Origin of the sequence: Pseudomonas putida (genome assembly GCF_050989985.1) — a bacterium.
In the GTDB taxonomy this organism is placed as follows: Bacteria; Pseudomonadota; Gammaproteobacteria; order Pseudomonadales; family Pseudomonadaceae; genus Aquipseudomonas; species Aquipseudomonas putida_AI.
Genome location: NZ_CP158815.1, coordinates 1215435 through 1236057, shown reverse-complemented (window position 1 = coordinate 1236057; position 20623 = coordinate 1215435). Strand labels below are relative to the sequence as shown.

16 protein-coding genes and 1 pseudogene are annotated in these 20623 nt (G+C 59.9%); 10 read left to right on the top strand and 7 right to left on the bottom strand.

The genetic code is table 11. From position 1 onward, the window contains the following. The first annotated feature begins 387 nt into the window (after window positions 1-387). The gene (locus ABTV29_RS05850) at window positions 388-1716 is read left to right on the top strand and encodes an OprD family porin (protein ID WP_433769234.1); all 1329 of its coding nucleotides are present in this window, start codon (window positions 388-390) and stop codon (window positions 1714-1716) included. A gap of 209 nt (window positions 1717-1925) precedes the next feature. Here the strand turns inward: ABTV29_RS05850 and ABTV29_RS05845 are convergent, their stop codons facing one another. Then, complete coding sequence (locus ABTV29_RS05845) at window positions 1926-2768, bottom strand: mechanosensitive ion channel family protein (protein WP_433769233.1); 843 nt, start codon at window positions 2766-2768, stop codon at window positions 1926-1928. 138 nt (window positions 2769-2906) lie between these two features. Beyond that, complete coding sequence (locus ABTV29_RS05840) at window positions 2907-3392, bottom strand: YajQ family cyclic di-GMP-binding protein (RefSeq protein WP_042728748.1); 486 nt, start codon at window positions 3390-3392, stop codon at window positions 2907-2909. 134 nt (window positions 3393-3526) lie between these two features. Between ABTV29_RS05840 and ABTV29_RS05835 the strand changes: the two genes are divergently transcribed. Genes ABTV29_RS05835 through ABTV29_RS05825 form a run of 3 tightly spaced genes read left to right on the top strand, consistent with a single transcriptional unit; the run spans window position 3527 to window position 7111 of the window. Further along, complete coding sequence (locus ABTV29_RS05835) at window positions 3527-4444, top strand: putative 2-dehydropantoate 2-reductase (protein ID WP_433769232.1); 918 nt, start codon at window positions 3527-3529, stop codon at window positions 4442-4444. Between the two features lie 45 nt (window positions 4445-4489). After that, complete coding sequence (locus tag ABTV29_RS05830) at window positions 4490-6526, top strand: sensor histidine kinase (RefSeq protein WP_433769231.1); 2037 nt, start codon at window positions 4490-4492, stop codon at window positions 6524-6526. Between the two features lie 3 nt (window positions 6527-6529). Then, on the top strand, window positions 6530-7111 hold the full coding sequence (locus tag ABTV29_RS05825) for a cob(I)yrinic acid a,c-diamide adenosyltransferase (RefSeq protein WP_433769230.1): 582 nt from the start codon (window positions 6530-6532) through the stop codon (window positions 7109-7111). Between the two features lie 137 nt (window positions 7112-7248). Here the strand turns inward: ABTV29_RS05825 and ABTV29_RS05820 are convergent, their stop codons facing one another. From ABTV29_RS05820 to secA, 4 genes are all read right to left on the bottom strand, one after another. Beyond that, window positions 7249-8193 carry a Nudix family hydrolase gene (locus ABTV29_RS05820; protein WP_433769229.1) on the bottom strand — a complete coding sequence of 315 codons (945 nt, stop codon included), beginning with the start codon at window positions 8191-8193 and terminating at the stop codon, window positions 7249-7251. Continuing rightward, the gene (locus ABTV29_RS05815; protein WP_433769228.1) at window positions 8190-8822 is read right to left on the bottom strand and encodes a glutathione S-transferase family protein; all 633 of its coding nucleotides are present in this window, start codon (window positions 8820-8822) and stop codon (window positions 8190-8192) included. Before ABTV29_RS05815 ends, ABTV29_RS05820 begins: the two co-directional genes overlap by 4 nt. Before the next feature lie 152 nt (window positions 8823-8974). Beyond that, entirely contained in the window at window positions 8975-10192 is a 1218-nt protein-coding gene (gene argJ, locus ABTV29_RS05810; RefSeq protein WP_224541632.1) for a bifunctional glutamate N-acetyltransferase/amino-acid acetyltransferase ArgJ, read from the bottom strand. Window positions 10193-10323: 131 nt separating this feature from the next. Beyond that, on the bottom strand, window positions 10324-13059 hold the full coding sequence (gene secA / locus ABTV29_RS05805; RefSeq protein WP_433769227.1) for a preprotein translocase subunit SecA: 2736 nt from the start codon (window positions 13057-13059) through the stop codon (window positions 10324-10326). Between the two features lie 309 nt (window positions 13060-13368). On the opposite strand from secA, the gene ABTV29_RS05800 reads away from it, so the two are divergent. Then, on the top strand, window positions 13369-13824 hold the full coding sequence (locus ABTV29_RS05800; RefSeq protein WP_433769226.1) for a DUF721 domain-containing protein: 456 nt from the start codon (window positions 13369-13371) through the stop codon (window positions 13822-13824). 91 nt (window positions 13825-13915) lie between these two features. On the opposite strand, the gene ABTV29_RS05795 is transcribed toward ABTV29_RS05800, so the two are convergent. After that, on the bottom strand, window positions 13916-15403 hold the full coding sequence (locus tag ABTV29_RS05795) for a helicase HerA-like domain-containing protein (RefSeq protein ID WP_433769225.1): 1488 nt from the start codon (window positions 15401-15403) through the stop codon (window positions 13916-13918). 188 nt (window positions 15404-15591) lie between these two features. Between ABTV29_RS05795 and ABTV29_RS05790 the strand changes: the two are divergent. The 5 genes and pseudogenes from ABTV29_RS05790 to ABTV29_RS05770 form a co-directional block, all read left to right on the top strand. Next, window positions 15592-16581: pseudogene (locus ABTV29_RS05790) on the top strand (PDC sensor domain-containing protein); the annotation flags it as partial. 141 nt (window positions 16582-16722) lie between these two features. Continuing rightward, entirely contained in the window at window positions 16723-17487 is a 765-nt protein-coding gene (locus tag ABTV29_RS05785; protein WP_433771759.1) for a methyl-accepting chemotaxis protein, read from the top strand. A gap of 215 nt (window positions 17488-17702) precedes the next feature. After that, a complete protein-coding gene (locus ABTV29_RS05780; RefSeq protein WP_433769224.1) occupies window positions 17703-18824 on the top strand; it encodes a glycosyltransferase family 4 protein in 1122 nt (373 codons plus the stop codon). Continuing rightward, a complete protein-coding gene (locus tag ABTV29_RS05775; RefSeq protein WP_433769223.1) occupies window positions 18817-19593 on the top strand; it encodes a DUF2334 domain-containing protein in 777 nt (258 codons plus the stop codon). The genes ABTV29_RS05780 and ABTV29_RS05775 overlap by 8 nt, the downstream gene beginning before the upstream one ends. Continuing rightward, a complete protein-coding gene (locus tag ABTV29_RS05770; protein ID WP_433769222.1) occupies window positions 19590-20585 on the top strand; it encodes a lysylphosphatidylglycerol synthase transmembrane domain-containing protein in 996 nt (331 codons plus the stop codon). Before ABTV29_RS05775 ends, ABTV29_RS05770 begins: the two co-directional genes overlap by 4 nt. Window positions 20586-20623 lie beyond the last annotated feature (38 nt).

The window sequence follows — 20623 nt, the reverse complement described above, 5'->3', positions numbered from 1 at the left end:
CACAGTGATTTGTGCACGGTTGTTGCATTCACACCCACATCGTCTATAAGGCCCACGGGAAGTGGAGGCCTCAGGACTAAATAAAACAGTGGCAGGGTAGCCCGATGGAGATTCAAACGTTTCACCAGGGACTCTTTTTACCGATGCGCCAGCGCAGAAAAACAGCATTAAAGTTGTCAGTCCGGTTGCATCGGGGCTGTAAATTTGCGACATCTAGCAAGCTGTTTGCGACAGGGTCGTAAAGATGCTGAAAGGTTAGATGCGCAAGTATCGCCAACATTGGTCGACGTGATATAAGTTTGCGCCGACACAAAAAGAAAGAGCCGCCCAGATAATAAAACAGGTGGGACGGCAATACTCTTCTAAAAACCAAAGGAGCAAATCACGATGCGCGTGATGAAGTGGAGCATGATCGCACTGGCTGTTGCAGCTGGTACCTCGCAGTTCGCAGTAGCGTCTTCCCAGGACGATTCCAAGGGTTTCTTTGGCGACCAGAGCCTGAAACTGAAAACCCGTTTTGAATACATGAACCGTGACTACAAAAACGGCGCAAGCAACCCGTCCAACAGCGATTCCGGCTACCGTCAAGACTCCGGTCTCAGCCAATTGCTCACTTACGAGTCGGGCTTCACTCAAGGCACCGTAGGTTTCGGTCTCGACGCCATGGCAATGGGCTCGGTCAAACTGGACGGCGGCAAGGGTCACCGTGGGAACGGTCTGTTCGCAATCAACAGCGACGGCGAAGAAGAGAAATCCCAGGGCAAGGTAGGTGGTGCAGTTAAATTCCGCCTGTCCGACACCGTCCTGAAATACGGCCAGCAATTCGTTGCCAGCCCAGTGTTCGCAACCGACGACAGCCGTCTGCTGCCGGAAGTCGCCACCGGTACCCTGGTCACTTCCAAGGAAATCAAAGGCCTGGAACTGAGCGCCGGTCGCTTTACCGCACTGAGCAAACAAACCGGTATGGCTCGCGACAGCATCGGCGGTCTGCCTGATGAAGATGGCAACCACGGCAAAGGCCTGAGCGACGGCATCAACATCTTCGGTGCCAGCTACGCCTTCACCGACAACTTCACCGGCGCCCTGGCTGCTTCCGACGCTGATGAGTACTTCAAGAAGTACTACATCAACCTGAACTACACCCTGCCAATCGCTGACGATCAGTCCCTGAACTTCGACCTGAACGGTTACAAAACCACCGGCGACAAGCGCGGCGACCTGGTTGACGCTATCGGCGACGGCACCCTGGGTGTGGACAACAAACTGTGGTCCCTGGCAGCTGCATACAGCCTCGGCGCTCACAAGTTCACCGTTGCTTACCAGCAATCCAGCGGCGACAACGCTTACTACTATGGCGTTGACGGTAACAGCACCATCTTCGTATCCAACTCCATCCAGATCTCCGACTTCGTGGGTCGCGAAGAGAAATCCTGGCAGGCTCGTTACGACATCAACATGGCTACCTACGGCGTACCTGGTCTGAGCTTCATGACCCGTTACGTAATGGGTGACAACATCAAGACCAACGGTCTGGGTGAAGGTAAGGAAAACGAGTGGAACCTCGAGTCCAAGTACGTGATCCAGGAAGGTCCAGCTAAAGACCTGTCGTTCCGTGCACGTTTCGCCAACTACCGCTCGAACGGCGCTTACAGCGGCTACTCGTCCGACCTGTACGACACCCGTCTGATCATCGAGTACCCGCTGAGCATCCTGTAATCCAGGTGCAATACCGCAAGTACTGTTGATCAAAAACCGCCCACCTCTTCAGGTGGGCGGTTTTTTTATGCCTGCCATATACCCGACACTGCAGCAAACAACTTCCGCGAATAACGTTAATACTTTTTTCAATGAACTGATCAATAGTCACAAAAAAACCCAAGAGACTTTTATCCTCTTGGGTTTATTCAGCAACAAACAAAACAGCCTTACTGCACTGCCGCTTCCTGAACCACACGAACTACACGCTGGGGAAATGGAATGTCGATACCGGCTGTTTTCAACCGATCACGGGACTGCTCGTTAAACATGAACATCACGTCCCAGTAATCCGCTGTTTTCACCCATACACGCAGGGAAACGGTGATCGAACTGTCGCCCAATGTCGAAATAACCGCTTGAGGTGCAGGGTCCGCCAAAACACGCGGATCCTTGGCCAGTTCCAGCAATACCTGGCGAGCCTTCTGCAGGTCGGCTTCATAATCGACGCCTACGTCGAACACCACCTTGCGGGTCGGCTGACGGTTGGTATTGGTGATAATACCGTTCGACAGGTTACCGTTCGGCACAATAATGGTCTTGTTATCGCCAGTACGCAGCACGGTGTGGAAGATCTGGATGCTGTCGACAGTACCGGCAACACCTTGGGCTTCGATCCAGTCACCAATGCGGAACGGGCGGAACAGCAGAATAAGCACGCCGCCTGCGAAATTCGCCAGGCTGCCCTGCAAGGCCAGACCGATGGCCAGGCCCGCCGCACCGATAGCCGCCACGAACGAGGTGGTTTCCACACCGATCATCGACGCCACGCTGACGATCAGCAGAATTTTCAGAACGATGTTCGCAAGACTGCTAATAAAGCCTTGCAGGGCCTGATCCGCATTACGCAGCGCAATCAGACTGCCAAGCTTGCGGGTGACCTTGTTGATCAGCCACCAGCCAATCGCCAGGGTAATCACTGCCAGCAGCACGCGACTGCCGTATTCCATGATCATCGGAATCCAGGCTTGGGACACCTTGACCAGGTTGTCTACCTCAGCATTCAAATCCATGTTTGTTCTCCTGATTTCCGGGTACCCGGCACACGAAAAATAAACGGTAGAAAAGATCGAGCCCGCTCGGGGTCAATCGTTTCTACCGTTACTTGGGGGTCGGACGCTGAAAACGCCGAGAGGTTCCCGATTTGCAGGTCAGTCGCGGAAGTTGTTGAACTGCAGCGGCATGCCGAATTCCTTGCCACGCAGTGCGGCGATCGCTTCCTGCAAGTCATCGCGCTTCTTGCCAGTTACACGCACCTGCTCGCCCTGAATGGCGGCCTGGACCTTGAGCTTGGCGTCCTTGATGTGTGCCACGATCTTCTTTGCCAGCTCTTTGTCGATGCCTTCCTTGAGGACGGCTTCCTGCTTCATCAGCTTGCCCGAGGCAAAAGCGTCCTTGACCTCAAGGCATTGCACATCGATTTTGCGCTTGACCAATGCCAGCTTGAGGATCTCAATCATCGCTTCGAGCTGGAAATCGGCTTCGGCAGTCAGGTTGACGGTCAGGTCTTTTTCCTTGAACTCGAAGCTGCCCTTGCCTTTCAGGTCATAGCGACGATCGAGTTCCTTGACGGCGTTCTCGACCGCATTGGTGACTTCGTGTTTGTCCAGTTCGGATACCACGTCGAACGACGGCATGTAATCTCTCCAAATAAAAGGCGCACCCATGAAGCACGCCTGGCTTGCGGTAAAAATCCGCGCTGATTATAACGGGTCTTTCCCCTCATTCGCTGCGAGCCGTCCATGCGCGCATTAAACAGAGCAAAAAGTTGATGGCCACCACCTGGCATGTCTTGGGCGCCGGCAGTCTCGGTACATTGTGGGCGACGCGCCTGGCCCGGGCCGGCGTACCGGTACGGCTGATCCTTCGCGACGCCGCCCGTTTGCAGGCCTATGAAGCGGCTGGCGGCCTGACTCTGGTCGAACACGGCAAGGAACAGTGCTACCCGGTACCCGCCGAAACGGCCGACAGCCAAGAACCTATCCAGCGCCTGCTGATCGCCTGCAAAGCCTACGACGCCGAGCATGCCGTGGCGCAAGTGGCATCGCGCCTGGCGCCGGACGCCGAGCTGATTCTGCTGCAGAACGGCCTGGGCAGCCAGGACGCCGTGGCGGCACAGGTTCCCCAGGCGCGCTGCATCTATGCCTCCAGCACCGAAGGCGCCTTCCGCGATGGCGACTGGCGTGTGGTGTTCGCCGGCCACGGATTCACCTGGCTGGGGGACGCCGGCCATCCTGTCGCACCTATCTGGCTGGACGATCTGAATGACGCCGGAATTCCCCATGAGTGGAGCACCGAAATCCTCACCAGGCTGTGGCGCAAACTGGCGCTCAACTGTGCAATCAACCCTTTGACGGTGCTGCACGACTGCCGCAATGGCGGCTTGCAGGAACACCATTGTGAAGTCGCCACCCTCTGTGGCGAACTGACCGAACTGCTTGAGCGTTGCGGCCAGCCTGCCGCTGCCGAAAACCTGCAGCAGGAAGTCGAGCGGGTGATCCACGCCACCGCCGCCAATTACTCATCCATGCATCAGGACGTAAGCAGCCGGCGTCGGACGGAAATCAGCTATCTGCTCGGTCACGCCTGCAAAGTTGCCGCGCGCCACCAGCTGAACCTGCCGCACCTCAATCAGCTTGAATCGAGGTTGATCGCTCGCCTGCACAGCCTTGGATTGCCCAGCGACTGAGCAGCGGCTACGCTGGCCACTTGTTCCTTTGCAGCGATAAACCTGATGCCATTGCGCCAGCGCCTTGAAAACCTTCCGGTCGGCCAGAAACTGCTGGCCGCCCTGTTGGTGCTGTTGACCACCGTCCTGCTGGTCGCCAACCTGACTTTTATCAGCGCCGCCTATTACATCTCCCAGGAAAGCATGGCGCCCCAGGCCCTGCAAACCATTGGCCGGCTGGTGTCCAACCCGAGCCTGATCTCCGAAGCCCTGGCATCGCCTCAGAGCGCGCAACGCCTGCTCGACGAACTCAACAGCTATTCCCCCCTGCGCGCCGCCGCCCTGTATGACGGCAAGGGCGAGCGCCTGGCGCAGTTGCAACATGGCGATCATCTGAACCTGCCTGAACGCTACCGGCATATCGAATCCTGGCAAGCCACCGAATTTCGCAGCAATCAAGTGATCACCCTGCCCCGCCCGGGCGCCGCCTCCGGGCATCTGCTGCTGGTGGCCAGCAGCGAACTGCCGATGGCGTTCTATACCGGGACCCTGACCGCCAGTCTCGGCATCCTGATCTTCAGTGTGCTGCTGTGGCTGGTGATCGCCCGGCAGATCAAACGCCTGATTACCCGGCCAATCCATCAACTCGAAGAGCTTTCGCGGCAAGTGACCCGGGAAGAGAACTACTCCCTGCGCGCGTCCCGCGGCAACCACGACGAGATCGGCAGCCTCGCCGAAGCCTTCAACACCATGCTCTCGCGTATCGAAGCGCGGGAGCAGCAGCTCAAACGGGCGCGGGATGACTCCCAGGCAGCCTACGATCAGGCCCAGGGGCTGGCGGAAGAAACCCGGCACACCAACCGCAAGCTGGAGCTTGAAGTCCAGGTACGCAGCAAGATCGAGAAGAAACTCACCGGATTCCAGAACTACCTCAACAGCATCATCGACTCCATGCCTTCGGCGCTGATCGCCCTCGACGAACAGCTCTACGTGACGCAATGGAACCAGGAAGCCAGCGCCCTCTCCGGCACTCGCCTGGACGAAGCCCTGAACCAGCCGATCTTCCTCGCATTTGAGCCGCTCAAGCCTTTTCTTCCGCAGCTCAAGCAAACCGTCGAACAACACACGGTCGCCAAGATCGAACGTGTCACCTGGGTCAAGGACGACGACGCCCGGCATTACGCCCTGACCTTCTATCCGCTGATGGGTGGCGCCGGACGGGGTGTAGTGATCCGTATCGACGACATCACCCAACGCCTGTCCCTGGAAGAAATGATGGTGCAGTCGGAAAAAATGCTTTCCGTCGGCGGCCTCGCCGCCGGTATGGCCCACGAGATCAACAATCCGCTGGGCGCCATCCTGCACAACGTGCAAAACATTCGTCGGCGTTTGTCTCCGGACTTGCCGAAGAACCTCGAACAGGCGGAACAGATCGGTATCGAACTGTCCACGGTCAACAACTACCTGCAAGCGCGGGAGGTGCCGCAGCTGCTCGATGGGATTCAGCAGGCCGGCGCCCGTGCGGCGAAAATCGTTACCCATATGCTCAGCTTCAGTCGTCGCAGCACCCGGCAAATGGCCCCTTGCGACCTGCCGGCGCTGATCGATCAAGCCGTGGAAATCGCCGGTAACGACTTTGACCTGGCGATCGGTTTCGACTTCAAGGGCCAGGCCATCATTCGCCAGTTCGACCCTGCACTGGGACCGGTGCCCGGCACCGCCAACGAACTGGAACAGGTGCTGCTCAACCTGCTGAAGAACGCTGCCCAGGCCATTCACCTGCGTGAAGACGACAGCGAGCTAGGGCGGATCATCCTGCGCACCCGACTCAATCCGCCCTGGGCGGAAATCCAGGTGGAGGACAACGGTATCGGTATGAGCGAAAGCGTACGCAAGCGGACGTTCGAGCCGTTTTTCACCACCAAGGAAATCGGCCAAGGCACAGGCCTTGGCCTGTCGGTGTCGTACTTCATCATCACCAACAACCATAAGGGACAGATGGAAGTGCAATCGACCCTGGGCCAGGGCACCTGCTTCACCTTGCGCCTGCCCCTGGCGGGCACTCCGGTGGTTTCTCAAGAACTCAATCAGCTATCGAGGTAAGCCATGGGCTTTCGCTTGTCGAAGATTTACACCCGCACCGGCGACAAGGGCGAAACCGGCCTGGGCGACGGCCGCCGCGTACCCAAGGATCATCCGCGGATCGAGGCCATTGGCGAGGTCGATTCATTGAACAGTCAGGTGGGCGTACTGCTGGCCGGGCTGGGAGCAGCAAGTGTCGAACATCCGGGACTCAAGGAAGTGAGCGAGGTATTGGCGCCCTGCCAGCATCGGTTGTTCGACCTGGGTGGCGAACTGGCAATGCCGGAGTATCAGGCGTTGAACAGCGCAGAGATTGAGCGCCTGGAAGCGGCGATCGATGTGTGGAATGAAGAGTTGGGGCCGCTGGAGAATTTCATCTTGCCGGGCGGGTCAGCGTTGATCGCCCAAGCTCACGTGTGCAGAAGCCTGGCCCGCAGCGCCGAGCGTCGTTGCCAGCATTTGAATGCGCTGGAGCCGCTGGCCGGGGTGGGTCTGGCGTACATCAATCGGTTGTCGGATCTGCTGTTTGTGGTGGCGCGGGTAATAGCGCGGCGTCAGGGGGTTGCAGAGATTTTGTGGCAACCGGCGGCCAAGCCTGAGGCTTGAGCAATAAAGTCACTGGCCCCATCGCGAGCAAGCTCGCTCCCACAATGGACTTTCTGTGGACACACTATCTGTGAACACCAAAGATCAACTGTAGGAGCGAGCCTGCTTGCGATAGGGCCAGCAGCTACTACGCAGAACTAGGCTTCAGGCCAGAATGCCCGAATCCCCGCCACACCCTGGGCACCTGCCGCCCAGGCCTTCTGGACTTCCGCCGGGCCAACTCCACCCAACAGAAACACCGGCTTGCTGAAGCCTTCGATCAAGGTCGAGGCCTGTTCCCAACCCAACGGCTGTGCCCCCGGATGCGTCAGGGTCGGCTGTACCGGTGACAGGGTCACGAAGTCCACGCCCATGTCCTCGGCCAGCGCCAGTTCTTCGGCGTTGTGGCAGGAGGCCGCCAACCAGCGCGATGCGGGCAGTGGCCGACCGGCGGCCGCGTATTTGCGCAATTGCGCCGAGGTGATGTGCCAGCCCGCGGAGGGAAAGTCTCCCAGCCACTCGAATGGCCCCTTGATCATCAACTGCGCCTTGCCAGCGCACAGCCCCGCGGCATCGACCGCCAGATCGCGGTATTTCGGGTCGTAACCGTTCGGCGCGCGCAACTGGATCAACTTGATACCGCCCGCGATGGCTTTCTGAATCCCGCGCAGCAAGGCCGGGGCCTCCAGGTCTTCCGGAGTGATCAGGTACTGCTCGGGCAACCGCGCCGCGGCGACGATGGGCCGGTTCGCCTCGGGGAATTCGTATCCCGACAACTCACGCGACGTAACCCACGCCAATGGCTGGCCTTCCGCACCGTGAGGCTCGCCGGTAAATGCCGAGACCTCCCAGACGTCCAGCAACACCTGCTTGTCGGGATAATCGTGGCGGACCTTGATCAACGGGCGCGCCGCGCTGACCACGATGCCCAGTTCTTCCTGCAGCTCACGGGCCAGTGCGGTTTCGACCGATTCATCGGCCTCGACCTTGCCACCGGGAAACTCCCACAACCCGCCCTGGTGCTGTGTATCGGCACGGCGGGCGATGAGGATTTTGCCGCTGTCGTCACGGATGACGGCAGCCGCTACGTGTACGCGTTTCACCGCTCGATTTCCTCCAGTCCGGCCTTCTGCCAGGCCTTGAAGGCCGGCCATTGGTAGATGGTTTCAACATAAGCCTCGTCGACCGCCGACAACTTGACCTGATAGGTACGCAGGCGCACAGCGATCGGGGCGAAGAACACGTCGGCCAGGCTTAACCGACCGAACAGATACGGACCGGTTTCGGTGGCTGCGGCGCGGCACTCGGCCCACAGGGCTGACATACGCTCGACATCCGCCTGGACTTCGGCGGGAACCGACGCCAACGGCGCGTCATGGCTCAGGTCGAACGGCATATTGCCGCGCATGCCAAAGAATCCGCTGTGCATCTGCGCACAGGCCGAACGCGCCTGGGCGCGGGCAGCGGTGTCTTTGGGCCACAGGCCCTTGTCGGGGAATTGTTCAGCCAGATATTCGGCAATCGCCAGGGAGTCGGCGATGGTGCCGTGCTCGGTCTTCAACAGCGGGACTTTGCCGGTCGGCGAATGCTTGAGCAGACGCTCGCGGGTATCTGGCTGGTTCAGTTTGATCAGTTCTTCGGTATAGGGGACGCCGGCCAGGTCGAGAGCCAGAGCGCCGCGCAGGGACCAGGAGGAAAGCAGTTTGTCGCCGATGATCAGGTGCAGGCTCATGTTCGGGACCTTTAAATATAGGGACAAGCCAGTCTAGCGGGTGACCGGCAAATCGCCATCGCGAGCAGGCTCGCTCCCACAAGTCCAGCGCAGGCCTTTGTGGGAGCGACGGTGCGACGACTCGACCTACTCGCGACAGGGACGAATCGGTGTTACGTACGGTACTCGGCGTTGATCTTCACGTACTCGTGGGACAGGTCGGTCGTCCAGATGGTTTCGCTGCAGTCGCCGCGTCCCAGCTCGATACGGATGGTGATTTCTTCCTGCTGCATCACTGCCGCGCCCTGGGCTTCGGTGTAGGTGGCAGCACGCGCGCCACGACTGGCGATGCACACTTCACCGAGGAACACGTCGATCTTGCTCACGTCCAGGTTCGGTACGCCGGCACGGCCAACGGCGGCCAGGATTCGGCCCCAGTTCGGATCGGAAGCGAACAGCGCGGTCTTGATCAGCGGCGAGTGGGCCACGGTGTAGCCGACGTCCAGGCATTCCTGGTGATTGCCGCCGCCATTGACTTCAACGGTCACGAACTTGGTCGCGCCTTCACCGTCGCGAACGATGGCCTGCGCCACGTCCATGCACACTTCGAACACCGCTTGCTTGAGCTTGGCGAACAGCTCGCCTTCGGCACGGGTGATTTCCGGCAATGCCGCCTGACCGGTCGCGATCAGCATGCAGCAGTCGTTGGTCGAGGTGTCGCCATCGATGGTGATGCGGTTGAACGACTTGTTGGCGCCATCCAGCATCAGGTTCTGCAGAACGTCACGGGAGACTTTGGCATCGGTGGCGATGTAGCCGAGCATGGTGGCCATGTTCGGGCGAATCATGCCCGCGCCTTTGCTGATGCCGGTCACGGTGACGGTTACGCCGTCGTGCTGGAACTGGCGGCTCGCACCCTTTGGCAGGGTATCGGTGGTCATGATGCCGGTGGCGGCAGCTTCCCAGTTGTTAACCGACAGGTCGTCGAGGGCGGCTTGCAAAGCGCCTTCGATCTTCTCGACCGGCAGCGGCTCGCCGATCACACCGGTGGAGTACGGCAGCACCTGGCTGGCATCGACTCCGGTCAGCTCAGCCAGCTTGGCGCAGGTGCGCTCGGCGGCGGCCAGGCCCGGCTCACCGGTACCGGCGTTGGCATTGCCGGTGTTGGTCAGCAGGTAACGCACCGGGCCCTGCACGCGTTGCTTGGCCAGGATTACCGGAGCTGCGCAAAAGGCGTTCAGGGTGAACACGCCAGCGACTGTCGAACCCTCGACACAGCGCATGACCACGACATCCTTGCGCCCCGGGCGCTTGATACCGGCAGATGCGATACCGAGTTCAAAACCGGCAACCGGGTGCAACGTTGGCAAAGGACCAAGACCAACAGCCATGAATGCGCTCCTCACTAGATGATGTCTGCACCGCTGCGCTCTTTTTTCAACTAGGCGGTGGTTTGAATGGTAAAACGCCGCGACGGCATGAGCCGGTCGCGGCGCGGGTATTTCAGCGTATCAAACGGGTTTTATTGGATCTGCCCGTGGCAATGCTTGAACTTCTTGCCCGAACCGCAGTAGCACAGCTCGTTGCGGCCCAGCTTCTGCTCATTGCGAACCGGTGCGGCAGCGAGGGCCACATCGACCTCTTCGCCGAGCAGTTCCGGTTGCTCCAGGCCTGGAGCTTCGTCGTGCTGGAACTGCATGCGCGCGGCCAGTGCCTCGGCTTCCTGACGCAGACGGGCTTCTTCTTCGGCCGGATCTTCGCGGCGTACCTGAACGTGGGACAGCACGCGGATCGAGTCGCGCTTGATCGAATCCAGCAGTTCGGAGAACAGCGTGAACGACTCGCGCTTGTACTCCTGCTTCGGGTTCTTCTGGGCATAGCCACGCAGGTGGATACCGTGACGCAGGTGGTCCATGGTCGACAGGTGGTCTTTCCACAGGTCATCCAGGACGCGCAGAACGATTTGCTTCTCGAAGGTGCGCAGCGCTTCGGCGCCCGCCTGATCTTCTTTCTCGTTGTACGCAGCCACCAGTTCCTGCATCAGCTTCTCGCGCAGGGTTTCTTCGTACAGGTGGTCGTCTTCGTCGAGCCACTGCTGGATTGGCAAGGCCACACCAAAGTCGCTCTGCAACGCGGCTTCCAGACCGGCCACATCCCACTGCTCCGGCAGCGATTGCGGCGGAATGTGTGCGCTGACGGTCGCGTTGAGCACGTCCTGGCGGAAGTCGGCGATGGTTTCACCGATGTTGTCGGCGGCCAGCAACGTGTTACGCATGTGATAGATCACTTTACGCTGTTCGTTGTTGACGTCGTCGAACTCGAGCAGTTGTTTACGAATGTCGAAGTTGCGACCTTCAACCTTGCGCTGCGCCTTTTCGATGGCGTTGGTCACCATGCGGTGCTCAATCGCTTCGCCAGGCTGCATGCCCAGGGCCTTCATGAAGTTCTTCACCCGGTCAGAGGCGAAGATACGCATCAGGCTGTCTTCCAGCGACAGGTAGAAACGGCTGGAACCGGCGTCACCCTGACGACCGGCACGACCACGCAGCTGGTTGTCGATACGGCGCGATTCGTGACGCTCGGAGGCGATCACCTGCAAACCGCCCGACTCGAGCACTTGCTGGTGACGCTTCTGCCAGTCGGCCTTGATCTGCGCGATCTGCTCAGGGGTCGGGTTTTCCAGGGAGGCCACTTCCACTTCCCAGTTACCACCCAACAGGATGTCGGTACCACGACCGGCCATGTTGGTGGCGATGGTCAGTGCACCCGGGCGACCGGCCTGGGCAATGATCTCGGCTTCCTTTTCGTGGAACTTGGCGTTCAGAACCTTGTGCTCGATGCCTTCCTTCACCAGCAGGCTGGACATGTGCTCGGAGGTTTCGATGGTGGCAGTACCCACCAGCACCGGACGGCCAGCGGCCATGCTTTCCTTGATGTCGTTGACGATTGCCGCGTATTTCTCGTCGGCGGTCAGGAACACCAAGTCGTTGTAGTCCTTACGGGCCAGCGGCTTGTTGGTCGGGATGACGATGACCGGCAGGCCGTAGATCTGATGGAATTCGAACGCTTCGGTGTCGGCCGTACCGGTCATGCCGGACAGTTTTTCGTACAGACGGAAGTAGTTCTGGAAGGTGGTCGATGCCAGGGTCTGGCTTTCGGCCTGGATGTTCAGGTGTTCCTTGGCTTCGATGGCCTGGTGCAGGCCTTCGGACAAACGACGGCCCGGCATGGTACGACCGGTGTGTTCGTCGACCAGGACAACCTGGCCGTCCTGCACGATGTATTCAACGTTGCGATGGAACAGCTTGTGCGCACGCAGACCGGCATAAACGTGAGTCAGCAGGCTCAGGTTGTGGGCCGAGTACAGGCTCTCGCCTTCGGCCAGCAGGCCCAGGCGGGTCAGCGCCTCTTCGACGAACTGGTGGCCGGCTTCGTTGAGTTCTACCTGGCGGGTCTTCTCGTCGACGGTGTAGTGGCCAGCCTTGGTGACTTCGCCTTCCACTTCTTCGACGTGCAGTTCCAGCTGCGGGATCAGTTTGTTGATCTCCATGTACAGCTTGGAGCTGTCCTCGGCCTGACCGGAGATGATCAGCGGAGTACGGGCTTCGTCGATGAGGATGGAGTCGACTTCGTCGATCACGGCAAAATTGAGTTCACGCTGGAATTTTTCTTCCATGCTGAACGCCATGTTGTCGCGAAGGTAATCGAAACCGAATTCGTTGTTGGTGCCGTAAGTGATGTCGGCAGCGTAGGCAAGACGCTTCTCTTCCGGCGGCTGGAATGGTGTGACCACGCCGACCGTCAGGCCGAGGAATTCGTAGAGTGGACGCATCCAGTTGGCGTCACGGCGGGCCAGGTAATCGTTCACCGTAACCACGTGCACGCCCTTGCCGGACAGCGCGTTGAGGTAAACGCCCAGTGTTCCCACCAGGGTCTTGCCTTCACCGGTACGCATTTCGGCGATCTTGCCTTCATGCAAGGTCATGCCACCGATCAGCTGGACATCGAAGTGACGCATACCCATGACGCGCTTGCCGGCTTCGCGGGCGACCGCAAATGCTTCCGGCAGCAGCTTGTCGAGGGTTTCCCCTTTGGCGATGCGGGCCTTGAACTCATCCGTCTTGGCACGCAATTGATCGTCCGAAAGGGCCACCATTTGCTCTTCGAAAGAATTGACGAGTTGCACCGTCTTGAGCATGCGCTTGACTTCACGCTCGTTCTTGCTTCCAAAAAGTTTCTTTAACAAAGGCGCAAACATATCGGCAGGATCTTCCACACTAAAGGGATGGAGGGCGGCCCCGTGAGCGACGCCCGTGCAGCCCTCATGGCCGCATGCGAACGAGCATTCTACCCGGAAACGATGGTGAGGAAAGTGGCGTTATTCCACGATGCTGGCACAGCGCTTTGACGGGGCTCACTTAAAATAGGGACAAATGGCTGAACTTCAAGCCATGAAAGGCAGAAGTTATCTGTTGATTTAATGGGTAAAGCGCGCGCAAAGCAATGGGTCGGGTTCAACCCGTGCTTTCTGCTACCATGGCGGCTCTGTTACTTCAGGTGTCTGATCATGGCATTTCGCCCTCTTACGGCCAGAGCACCCGCCGTCCTGCTACGCGAAGCCAAGCCGCTCAAAGCCATCCTCGGTCATGCCCAACGCCTGGGTCATCTGCAACGGCTGCTGGACAGCCAACTGCAACCCGCCGCTCGCGAACACTGCCATGTGGCGTCGTGGCGCGAAGGCAGTTTGTTGTTGATCGTCACCGATGGCCATTGGGCCACCCGCCTGCGCTACCAGCAAAAACGCCTGCAACGGCAGTTGCAGATGTTCGATGAGTTTTCCAGTCTCACCCGAATTCTGTTCAAAGTGCAGCCACCTACCGTTCATCGAGGCGCTGCCGGGCATACCATCGATTTGTCCACGGATGCGGCGGCGACCATTCAGGCAACGGCCGATGGCATCAGCGATCCGAACCTGCGGGCGGCGCTGGAGCGATTGGCGGCGCATGCCAGGCCCAAAGATTGAAACAAGATCAAAAGATCGCAGCCTGCGGCAGCTCCTACAGGGAAACGCGCTCAACATGTAGGAGCTGCCGCAGGCTGCGATCTCTTGCTTTTTAGCGGCGTTTGCTGCCTCCGAGTAGAGACCCCATCAACCCCCGCACCAACTGCCGTCCCAATTGGTTCGCCGCCTGACGCATTGCCGATTTCAACGCCTGCCCCGCCGCGGTGCCGAGAAACTCCCCGGCCTGCTCGGTGAAACTCGGCTCCTGGGCTGCCGGTTTGCCAGGCGCGGCTTCGGCTTCTGGCGCCAGCCCCTTGCGCCCCATCAGCACTTCATAGGCCGACTCGCGATCGATCGGTTTGTCATAGCGCCCCTGCAGTGGTGACCCGGCGATCAGCATCGTCCGTTCGGTGTCAGTCAGCGGCCCGATCCGGGATTGCGGAGGCGCCACCAGCACCCGCTGGACCATTTCCGGCGTGCCCTTTTCCTGCAAGGTACCCACCAGAGCCTCACCGATACCCAACTCAGTCAGCACCGACAAGGCATCGAATGCCGGGTTCGGCCGGAAGCCGTCCGCCACCGCCCGCAGGGATTTCTGTTCCTTGGCGGTGAAAGCACGCAGGCCATGCTGAATGCGCAGGCCCAATTGGGCCAACACGTCATCCGGCAAGTCGCCCGGCGATTGGGTGACGAAATACACGCCCACTCCTTTTGAGCGAATCAGCCGCACCACTTGTTCCAGACGATCCTGCAAAGCCTTGGGGGTGCCGGCGAACAACAAATGCGCTTCGTCGAAAAACAGCGCCAGCAGTGGCTTGTCCGCGTCACCGCGCTCCGGCAATTGCTCGAACAGTTCGGCCAGCAGCCACAACAGAAAGGTCGCATAGACCTTCGGCGCTTCATGCACCAAACGACTGGCATCGAGCAGATGAATGCGCCCTCGCCCGTCGGCGGTCGGTTGCAGGATGTCCTCCAGTTGCAGCGCCGGCTCACCGAACAATGCCTCGGCGCCTTGTTGTTCGAGGGTCGCCAGGCGCCGCAACAACGCCTGGCTGGATCCGGTGGTCATCAGCGCCGCGTCTTCTCCCAGCAACTCCGGGTGTTCCTTGAGGTGATTGAGCAGCGCCTTGAGGTCCTTGAGATCCAGCAGCAACAGGCCTTCGCGGTCCGCGACCTTGAATGCGGCGTATAGCGCCGATTGTTGACTGTCGGTCAGTTCCAGCAGGCTGCCCAGCAGCAACGGCCCCATTTCGCTCAATGTCGTGCGCAATGGATGACCGGACTGACCGTGGATATCCCACAGGGTTACCGGATACGCCGCCGGCTTGTGGTTCAGCCAAGGCATCCCCGCGATCCGCTCGGCGACTTTGCCCTGGGGGTTCCCAGCGGCACCCAACCCACACAAGTCACCTTTGATATCGGCGGCGAACACCGCCACGCCGGCATCACTGAAGGCTTCGGCCATCCGTTGCAAGGTGACCGTCTTGCCGGTACCGGTAGCACCCGCGATCAAACCGTGACGGTTGGCCAGGCGCATGGCCTGGGCGATCGGCTGGCCCGAAGGATCGGCGCCGATAACGAGTTGCAATGAGTCAGGCATTTGGTCACCCATGGTTAAGCTTTGTGCTTGCACGGCCGATAGGAATAGCGACAAAGCAAACAGACACAATCTGGTCGGACATTTCCCTTAAGGAGCGATGGAAATCCCACATGCTTTCAACCTTGTCCATCGGCGTCCCTTTATAAAAGCACGCGATGGGCATTTAGACTTTAGCGGAACCTCAAGCCATGAATAAAAATCTGCGTTTCAGCCACAAAATCCTGCTTGCCGCCGCGCTCATCGTCATCGCCACCTTCGCCTCGTTCACCCTGTACAACGACTATCTACAGCGCAACGCCATCCGCGAAAACCTGGGCAACTACCTCAACGAGATGGGCGACGTCACCGCCAACAATATTCAGACCTGGCTGGCCGGCCGAATTCTGCTGATCGAAAACCTCGCGCAGAACATTGCCACCAACCCCGACCAGGCCAGCGTTTCCGCGCTACTTGAACAGAAAGCACTGACCTCGACATTCATGGCGTCCTACCTGGGTGACGCGACCGGGCACTTCACCATTCGCCCGGACGCGAAAATGCCCGACGGTTTCGACCCCCGTGTCCGCCCCTGGTACAAGGGTGCGGAAAACAGCAGCACCTCGACCCTGACCGAACCCTATATCGATGCGGCGACCGGTCAAACCATCATTTCCCTGGCCACTGCCTCCAAAATCGGCGGAAAAAGCGTCGGCGTGGTCGGCGGTGACCTGAGCCTGCAAACCCTGATCGACACCCTCAGCGCTCGCGACTTCAACGGCATGGGCTACGCCTTTCTGGTCAGCGCCGATGGCAAAATCCTGGTCCACCCGGACAAGGCGCTGGTGATGAAATCCCTCAGCGAGGCTTACCCGCAAAACACGCCACGCATCAGCCGCGACTTCAGTGAAGTCGAAGTCGAAGTCGACGGCAAAACCCGCATCGTGACCTTCACGCCAGTCAAAGGCCTGCCATCGGTCAACTGGTACATCGGCTTGTCCGTCGACAAGGAAAAAGCCTTCTCGATGTTGAGCGAGTTCCGGACTTCGGCATTCGTTGCAACGGTCATTTCCGTCGTGATCATCATCGCCCTGCTGGGCATGCTGATCCGTATCCTGATCCAGCCTCTGCACGTCATGACCCAGGCCATGGCCGACATTGCCGACGGCGAGGGTGACCTGACCAAGCGCCTGACCATTGTGAACCACGATGAGTTCGGCCTGCTCGGCACTGCCTTCAACCGTTTCGTCGAGCGTATTCACGGCTCGATCCGCGAGGTGTGCTCGGCCACCGGGCAAGTCAACGAAGTGGCACTGCGCGTGGTGGCCGCCTCGAACTCCTCGATGTACAACTCGGACCAACAGGCTTCGCGCACCAGCAGCGTCGCAGCGGCGATCAATCAGCTTGGCGCTGCCGCACAGGAAATCGCCCGCAATGCCGCGCAGGCATCCAACCAGGCCAGCGACGCCCGGAACCTGGCCGAAGATGGCCAGCATGTGGTGGACCGCAGCATTGCCGCGATGAATCAGCTGTCGACCATGCTCAGCGCTTCGAGCAGCAACATCGAATCCCTCAACAGCAAGACCGTGAACATCGGGCAGATCCTCGAAGTCATCACCAGCATCTCCCAGCAAACCAATCTGCTGGCGCTCAACGCGGCCATTGAAGCGGCACGGGCAGGCGAAGCCGGGCGCGGGTTTGCCGTGGTGGCCGATGAGGTGCGCAACCTGGCACACCGCACCCAGGAGTCGGCGCAGCAAGTGCAGACCATGATCGAGGAGTTGCAGGTGGGCGCCCGGGAATCCGTCAGCACCATGAGCGACAGCCAGCGCCACAGTCAGGACAGCGTGGAAATCGCCAACCTGGCCGGCGAACGCCTGAGCAGCGTGACCCGGCGCATCGGCGAAATCGACGGCATGAACCAATCCGTGGCCACGGCGACCGAGGAGCAAACAGCCGTCGTGGAGTCGATCAACGTCGACATCAGCGAAATCAATACGTTGAACCAGGAAGGGGTGGAGAACCTGCAGTCGACATTGCGGGCCTGTGCCGATCTTGAGCAGCAGGCGGCGCGGTTGAAACAATTGGTAGGCAGTTTTCGCATCTAGCGTCTGAACCGGCCCCTTCGCGAGCAGGCTCGCTCCCACATTTGATCTCTGTTGTTCACAAATAATGTGTTCATCGAAGAACCAAAGTGGGAGCGAGCCTGCTCGCGATTGCGGTGTCCAATGCACCACAAACACCCACTGACACCCCTCCCGCAAAACCCCAACCGAACATCTATTCTTCAATAAGGTCAACCAAGGGAGACCTGACCGGAGGGATGTTCATCGTGCATATCGCTGACATAACCATGTTCTACGCCCCTGCCAGCGGTGGCGTGCGTACTTACCTGGATGCCAAACATCATCGTCTCTGCACAAGGCCGGGCACTCGCCACAGTTTGCTGATCCCTGGGGCTTATTTCAGCGAACAGGATGGTATCTACAGCGTTCCGGCACCTGCCCTGCCCTTCGGCAAGGGTTATCGATTTCCGCTTCGCCTCGCGCCCTGGCGAAATGTCCTGCACGACTTGCAACCGGATCTGATCGAGGTCGGCGACCCGTACCTCACGGCCTGGGCAGCCCTGGATGCGCGGCGGCAGCTGGATGTGCCAGTGATCGGCTTTTATCACTCCGACCTGCCACTGCTGGTCAGCAACCGCATGGGCCACTGGGTCACACCCAATGTCGAGGCTTATGTCAGCAAACTCTACGGCAACTTCGACCGCGTACTGGCGCCCAGCCGGGTCATGGCGGACAAACTCAAGGGCCTCGGGGTCAGGAACGTTTTCGTGCAACCTTTGGGCGTCGATCTGCAAATGTTTCATCCCGACGCGCGCGACCCTGGCCTGCGAGCCGAGCTGGGCCTGGACGAAAATACTCGTTTGCTGATCTTTGCCGGGCGCGGTTCCAAGGAGAAAAACCTGCCGGTCCTGCTCGACTGCATGAGGCGCCTGGGCCGGCGCTACCACTTGCTGCTGGTGGGCTCGTCGATGCCGACGACCGTGCCGGACAACGTGACTGTCATCGACGATTTCTGTCCGGCCGAACAAATCGCCCGCCTGATGGCCAGTGCCGATGCCTTGCTGCATGCCGGCGATCAGGAAACCTTTGGCCTGGTGATTCTCGAAGCCATGGCCTGCGGCATCCCGGTGGTGGCCGTGGCCGCCGGCGCATTCAAGGAAATCATCAACGATCGATGTGGTTTGCTTTGCCCCCCGAACAATCCATTGGCCATGGCCAACGCCATACGCGAGCTGTTCAGCCAGGGCAGCGCAGCCCTCGGCCAGCAAGCGCGACGCCATGTCGAGCAGCATTACGCCTGGGATACCGTGGTCAACAGCTTGCTCGGCCACTATCACGCCGTACTCGGCAGCCAGTGGCCCCGAGCGGCCAATGGTTGAGCCCATGCCCTCGCCCAGCCTGCTACTGGTGCTGCACGATGTCGCACCGCAAACCTGGGCCGATTACCAGCCTTTCGTCGAAGCAGTCGACGCTCTCGGTGCCGTGCCGATGACCTGGCTGGTGGTGCCGGACTTTCACCACCATAACGACCTGCAGGCCCATCCTGAATTTCGCCGCATGCTTGCCGGGCGTCTCGACCGCGGTGACGAGCTGGCATTGCATGGCTACTTTCATTGCGATGATGAACCCATGGCGATTAGCCCACGGGACTGGTTCATGCGCCGGGTCTATACCCACGAAGGAGAGTTTTACGCGTTGTCCCGGGAACACGCCCTCGCCCGGTTGCGGGCCGGCATCGAACTGTTCCGCCGCTACCACTGGCCGCTCCAGGGCTTTGTCGCACCTGCCTGGCTGATGAGCGAAGGCACGCGCCAGGCGCTGCGCCAACTTCCCCTGACCTACACCAGCGATGCACAACATTTGTATCGCCTTCCCGACTTCAGTCCGGTCGACGCCCCCGGGCTGGTCTGGAGCGCGCGCAGTGCCTGGCGGCGGGGTTTGTCGAAGCTGGTCAGCGACCGACTCGAACAGCGTTGGCGCCAGTCTCCGGTCATTCGGCTGGGTATCCATCCGGTGGACTTGCGCCATGAGTTCTCCCGGACTTATTGGCTGAACACCCTGCAGCGCCTGCTTGACGAAGGGCGGATGCCGCTGACCAAGGCGTGCTGGCTGGCACGACAAAACGAACCGCTGGAGCGCGCCGCATGAACCGCGCGATCGTGCTGCTAGTCGGCCTGCTCGCCGCCGTGCTGATTCCCTGGCTGTTGGGCGGCAGCGAAACCTGGTCGCGGCTGAATGGTTTTCCATTGAGCTGGTTGCTGGTGATGTTCGGCATGATCCTGCTGTGCTGGCTGATCAACACCCTGCGCCTGCGTCTGTTGCTGGGGGATCAACGGGAAAAGATCAGCCCGGTCAAAAGCCTCGGCGTGGTGATGGCCGCCGAGTTCGCCTATTGCGCGACCCCCGGCGGCAGCGGCGGCCCCCTGACGATCATGGCACTGCTGGCGCGCAACGGCGTTCGTCCGGCCAGAGGCAGTGCGGTGTTCGCCATGGATCAGTTGAGCGATCTGTTGTTTTTTCTCTGTGCGTTGAGCGCAATCCTGATTTATGCGCTCTTCCAGCACCTCAGCCAGCGAATGGAGTGGCTGCTGATCGTCAGTGCGATCTCGATGTTTGGCGGCCTGATCTGTTGCATTGCGGTGGCGCGCTACCATCGCCTGGTGATTCGCCTGGGCGGGCGATTGCTCGTTCGCTTGAACGTCCAGTCCACCACTCGCATACGCTGGGCACGAAAGCTCCTGCACTTTCTGGCGGCATTTACCGACACCCTCAAGTTACCCTTTCAGACTTTGATCACGGTGTTTGCCCTGACCTGCCTGCACTGGATCCTGCGCTACAGCGTGCTGTACCTGGCATTGCGCGGGCTGGGCGCAGATTTGCAGTGGGCCTGGAGTTTTCTGATCCAGATGCTGTCATTGAGCGCGGGGCAATTCAGCCTGCTGCCGGGAGGCGCCGGGGCGGCGGAACTGACATCGGCGGCGTTGCTGGCGCCCATGGTGGGCAAGTCCACGGCGGCCGCGGCAATCCTGATCTGGCGGGCGGTGACCTACTATTTCTATCTGCTGGTGGGTGGACCGGTGTTTCTATTGATGCTGGGCCGGCCGCTGCTCAAGAAGCTGATGAAACTCAAACAAGCTTAAAAGATCGCAGCCTTCGGCAGCTCCTACAGGTATCGCGT

Excerpts from the sequence above, each read along its gene's own strand:
- ABTV29_RS05815 (WP_433769228.1), bottom strand. The coding sequence starts at position 8,822 with ATGAGCCTGCACCTGATCATCGGCGACAAACTGCTTTCCTCCTGGTCC.
- ABTV29_RS05830 (WP_433769231.1), top strand. The coding sequence starts at position 4,490 with ATGCCATTGCGCCAGCGCCTTGAAAACCTTCCGGTCGGCCAGAAACTG.
- ABTV29_RS05800 (WP_433769226.1), top strand. The coding sequence starts at position 13,369 with ATGGCATTTCGCCCTCTTACGGCCAGAGCACCCGCCGTCCTGCTACGC.
- ABTV29_RS05845 (WP_433769233.1), bottom strand. The coding sequence starts at position 2,768 with ATGGATTTGAATGCTGAGGTAGACAACCTGGTCAAGGTGTCCCAAGCC.
- secA (WP_433769227.1), bottom strand. The coding sequence starts at position 13,059 with ATGTTTGCGCCTTTGTTAAAGAAACTTTTTGGAAGCAAGAACGAGCGT.
- ABTV29_RS05840 (WP_042728748.1), bottom strand. The coding sequence starts at position 3,392 with ATGCCGTCGTTCGACGTGGTATCCGAACTGGACAAACACGAAGTCACC.
- ABTV29_RS05795 (WP_433769225.1), bottom strand. The coding sequence starts at position 15,403 with ATGCCTGACTCATTGCAACTCGTTATCGGCGCCGATCCTTCGGGCCAG.
- argJ (WP_224541632.1), bottom strand. The coding sequence starts at position 10,192 with ATGGCTGTTGGTCTTGGTCCTTTGCCAACGTTGCACCCGGTTGCCGGT.
- ABTV29_RS05850 (WP_433769234.1), top strand. The coding sequence starts at position 388 with ATGCGCGTGATGAAGTGGAGCATGATCGCACTGGCTGTTGCAGCTGGT.
- ABTV29_RS05835 (WP_433769232.1), top strand. The coding sequence starts at position 3,527 with ATGGCCACCACCTGGCATGTCTTGGGCGCCGGCAGTCTCGGTACATTG.
- ABTV29_RS05785 (WP_433771759.1), top strand. The coding sequence starts at position 16,723 with ATGTACAACTCGGACCAACAGGCTTCGCGCACCAGCAGCGTCGCAGCG.
- ABTV29_RS05775 (WP_433769223.1), top strand. The coding sequence starts at position 18,817 with ATGGTTGAGCCCATGCCCTCGCCCAGCCTGCTACTGGTGCTGCACGAT.
- ABTV29_RS05780 (WP_433769224.1), top strand. The coding sequence starts at position 17,703 with ATGTTCATCGTGCATATCGCTGACATAACCATGTTCTACGCCCCTGCC.
- ABTV29_RS05770 (WP_433769222.1), top strand. The coding sequence starts at position 19,590 with ATGAACCGCGCGATCGTGCTGCTAGTCGGCCTGCTCGCCGCCGTGCTG.
- ABTV29_RS05825 (WP_433769230.1), top strand. The coding sequence starts at position 6,530 with ATGGGCTTTCGCTTGTCGAAGATTTACACCCGCACCGGCGACAAGGGC.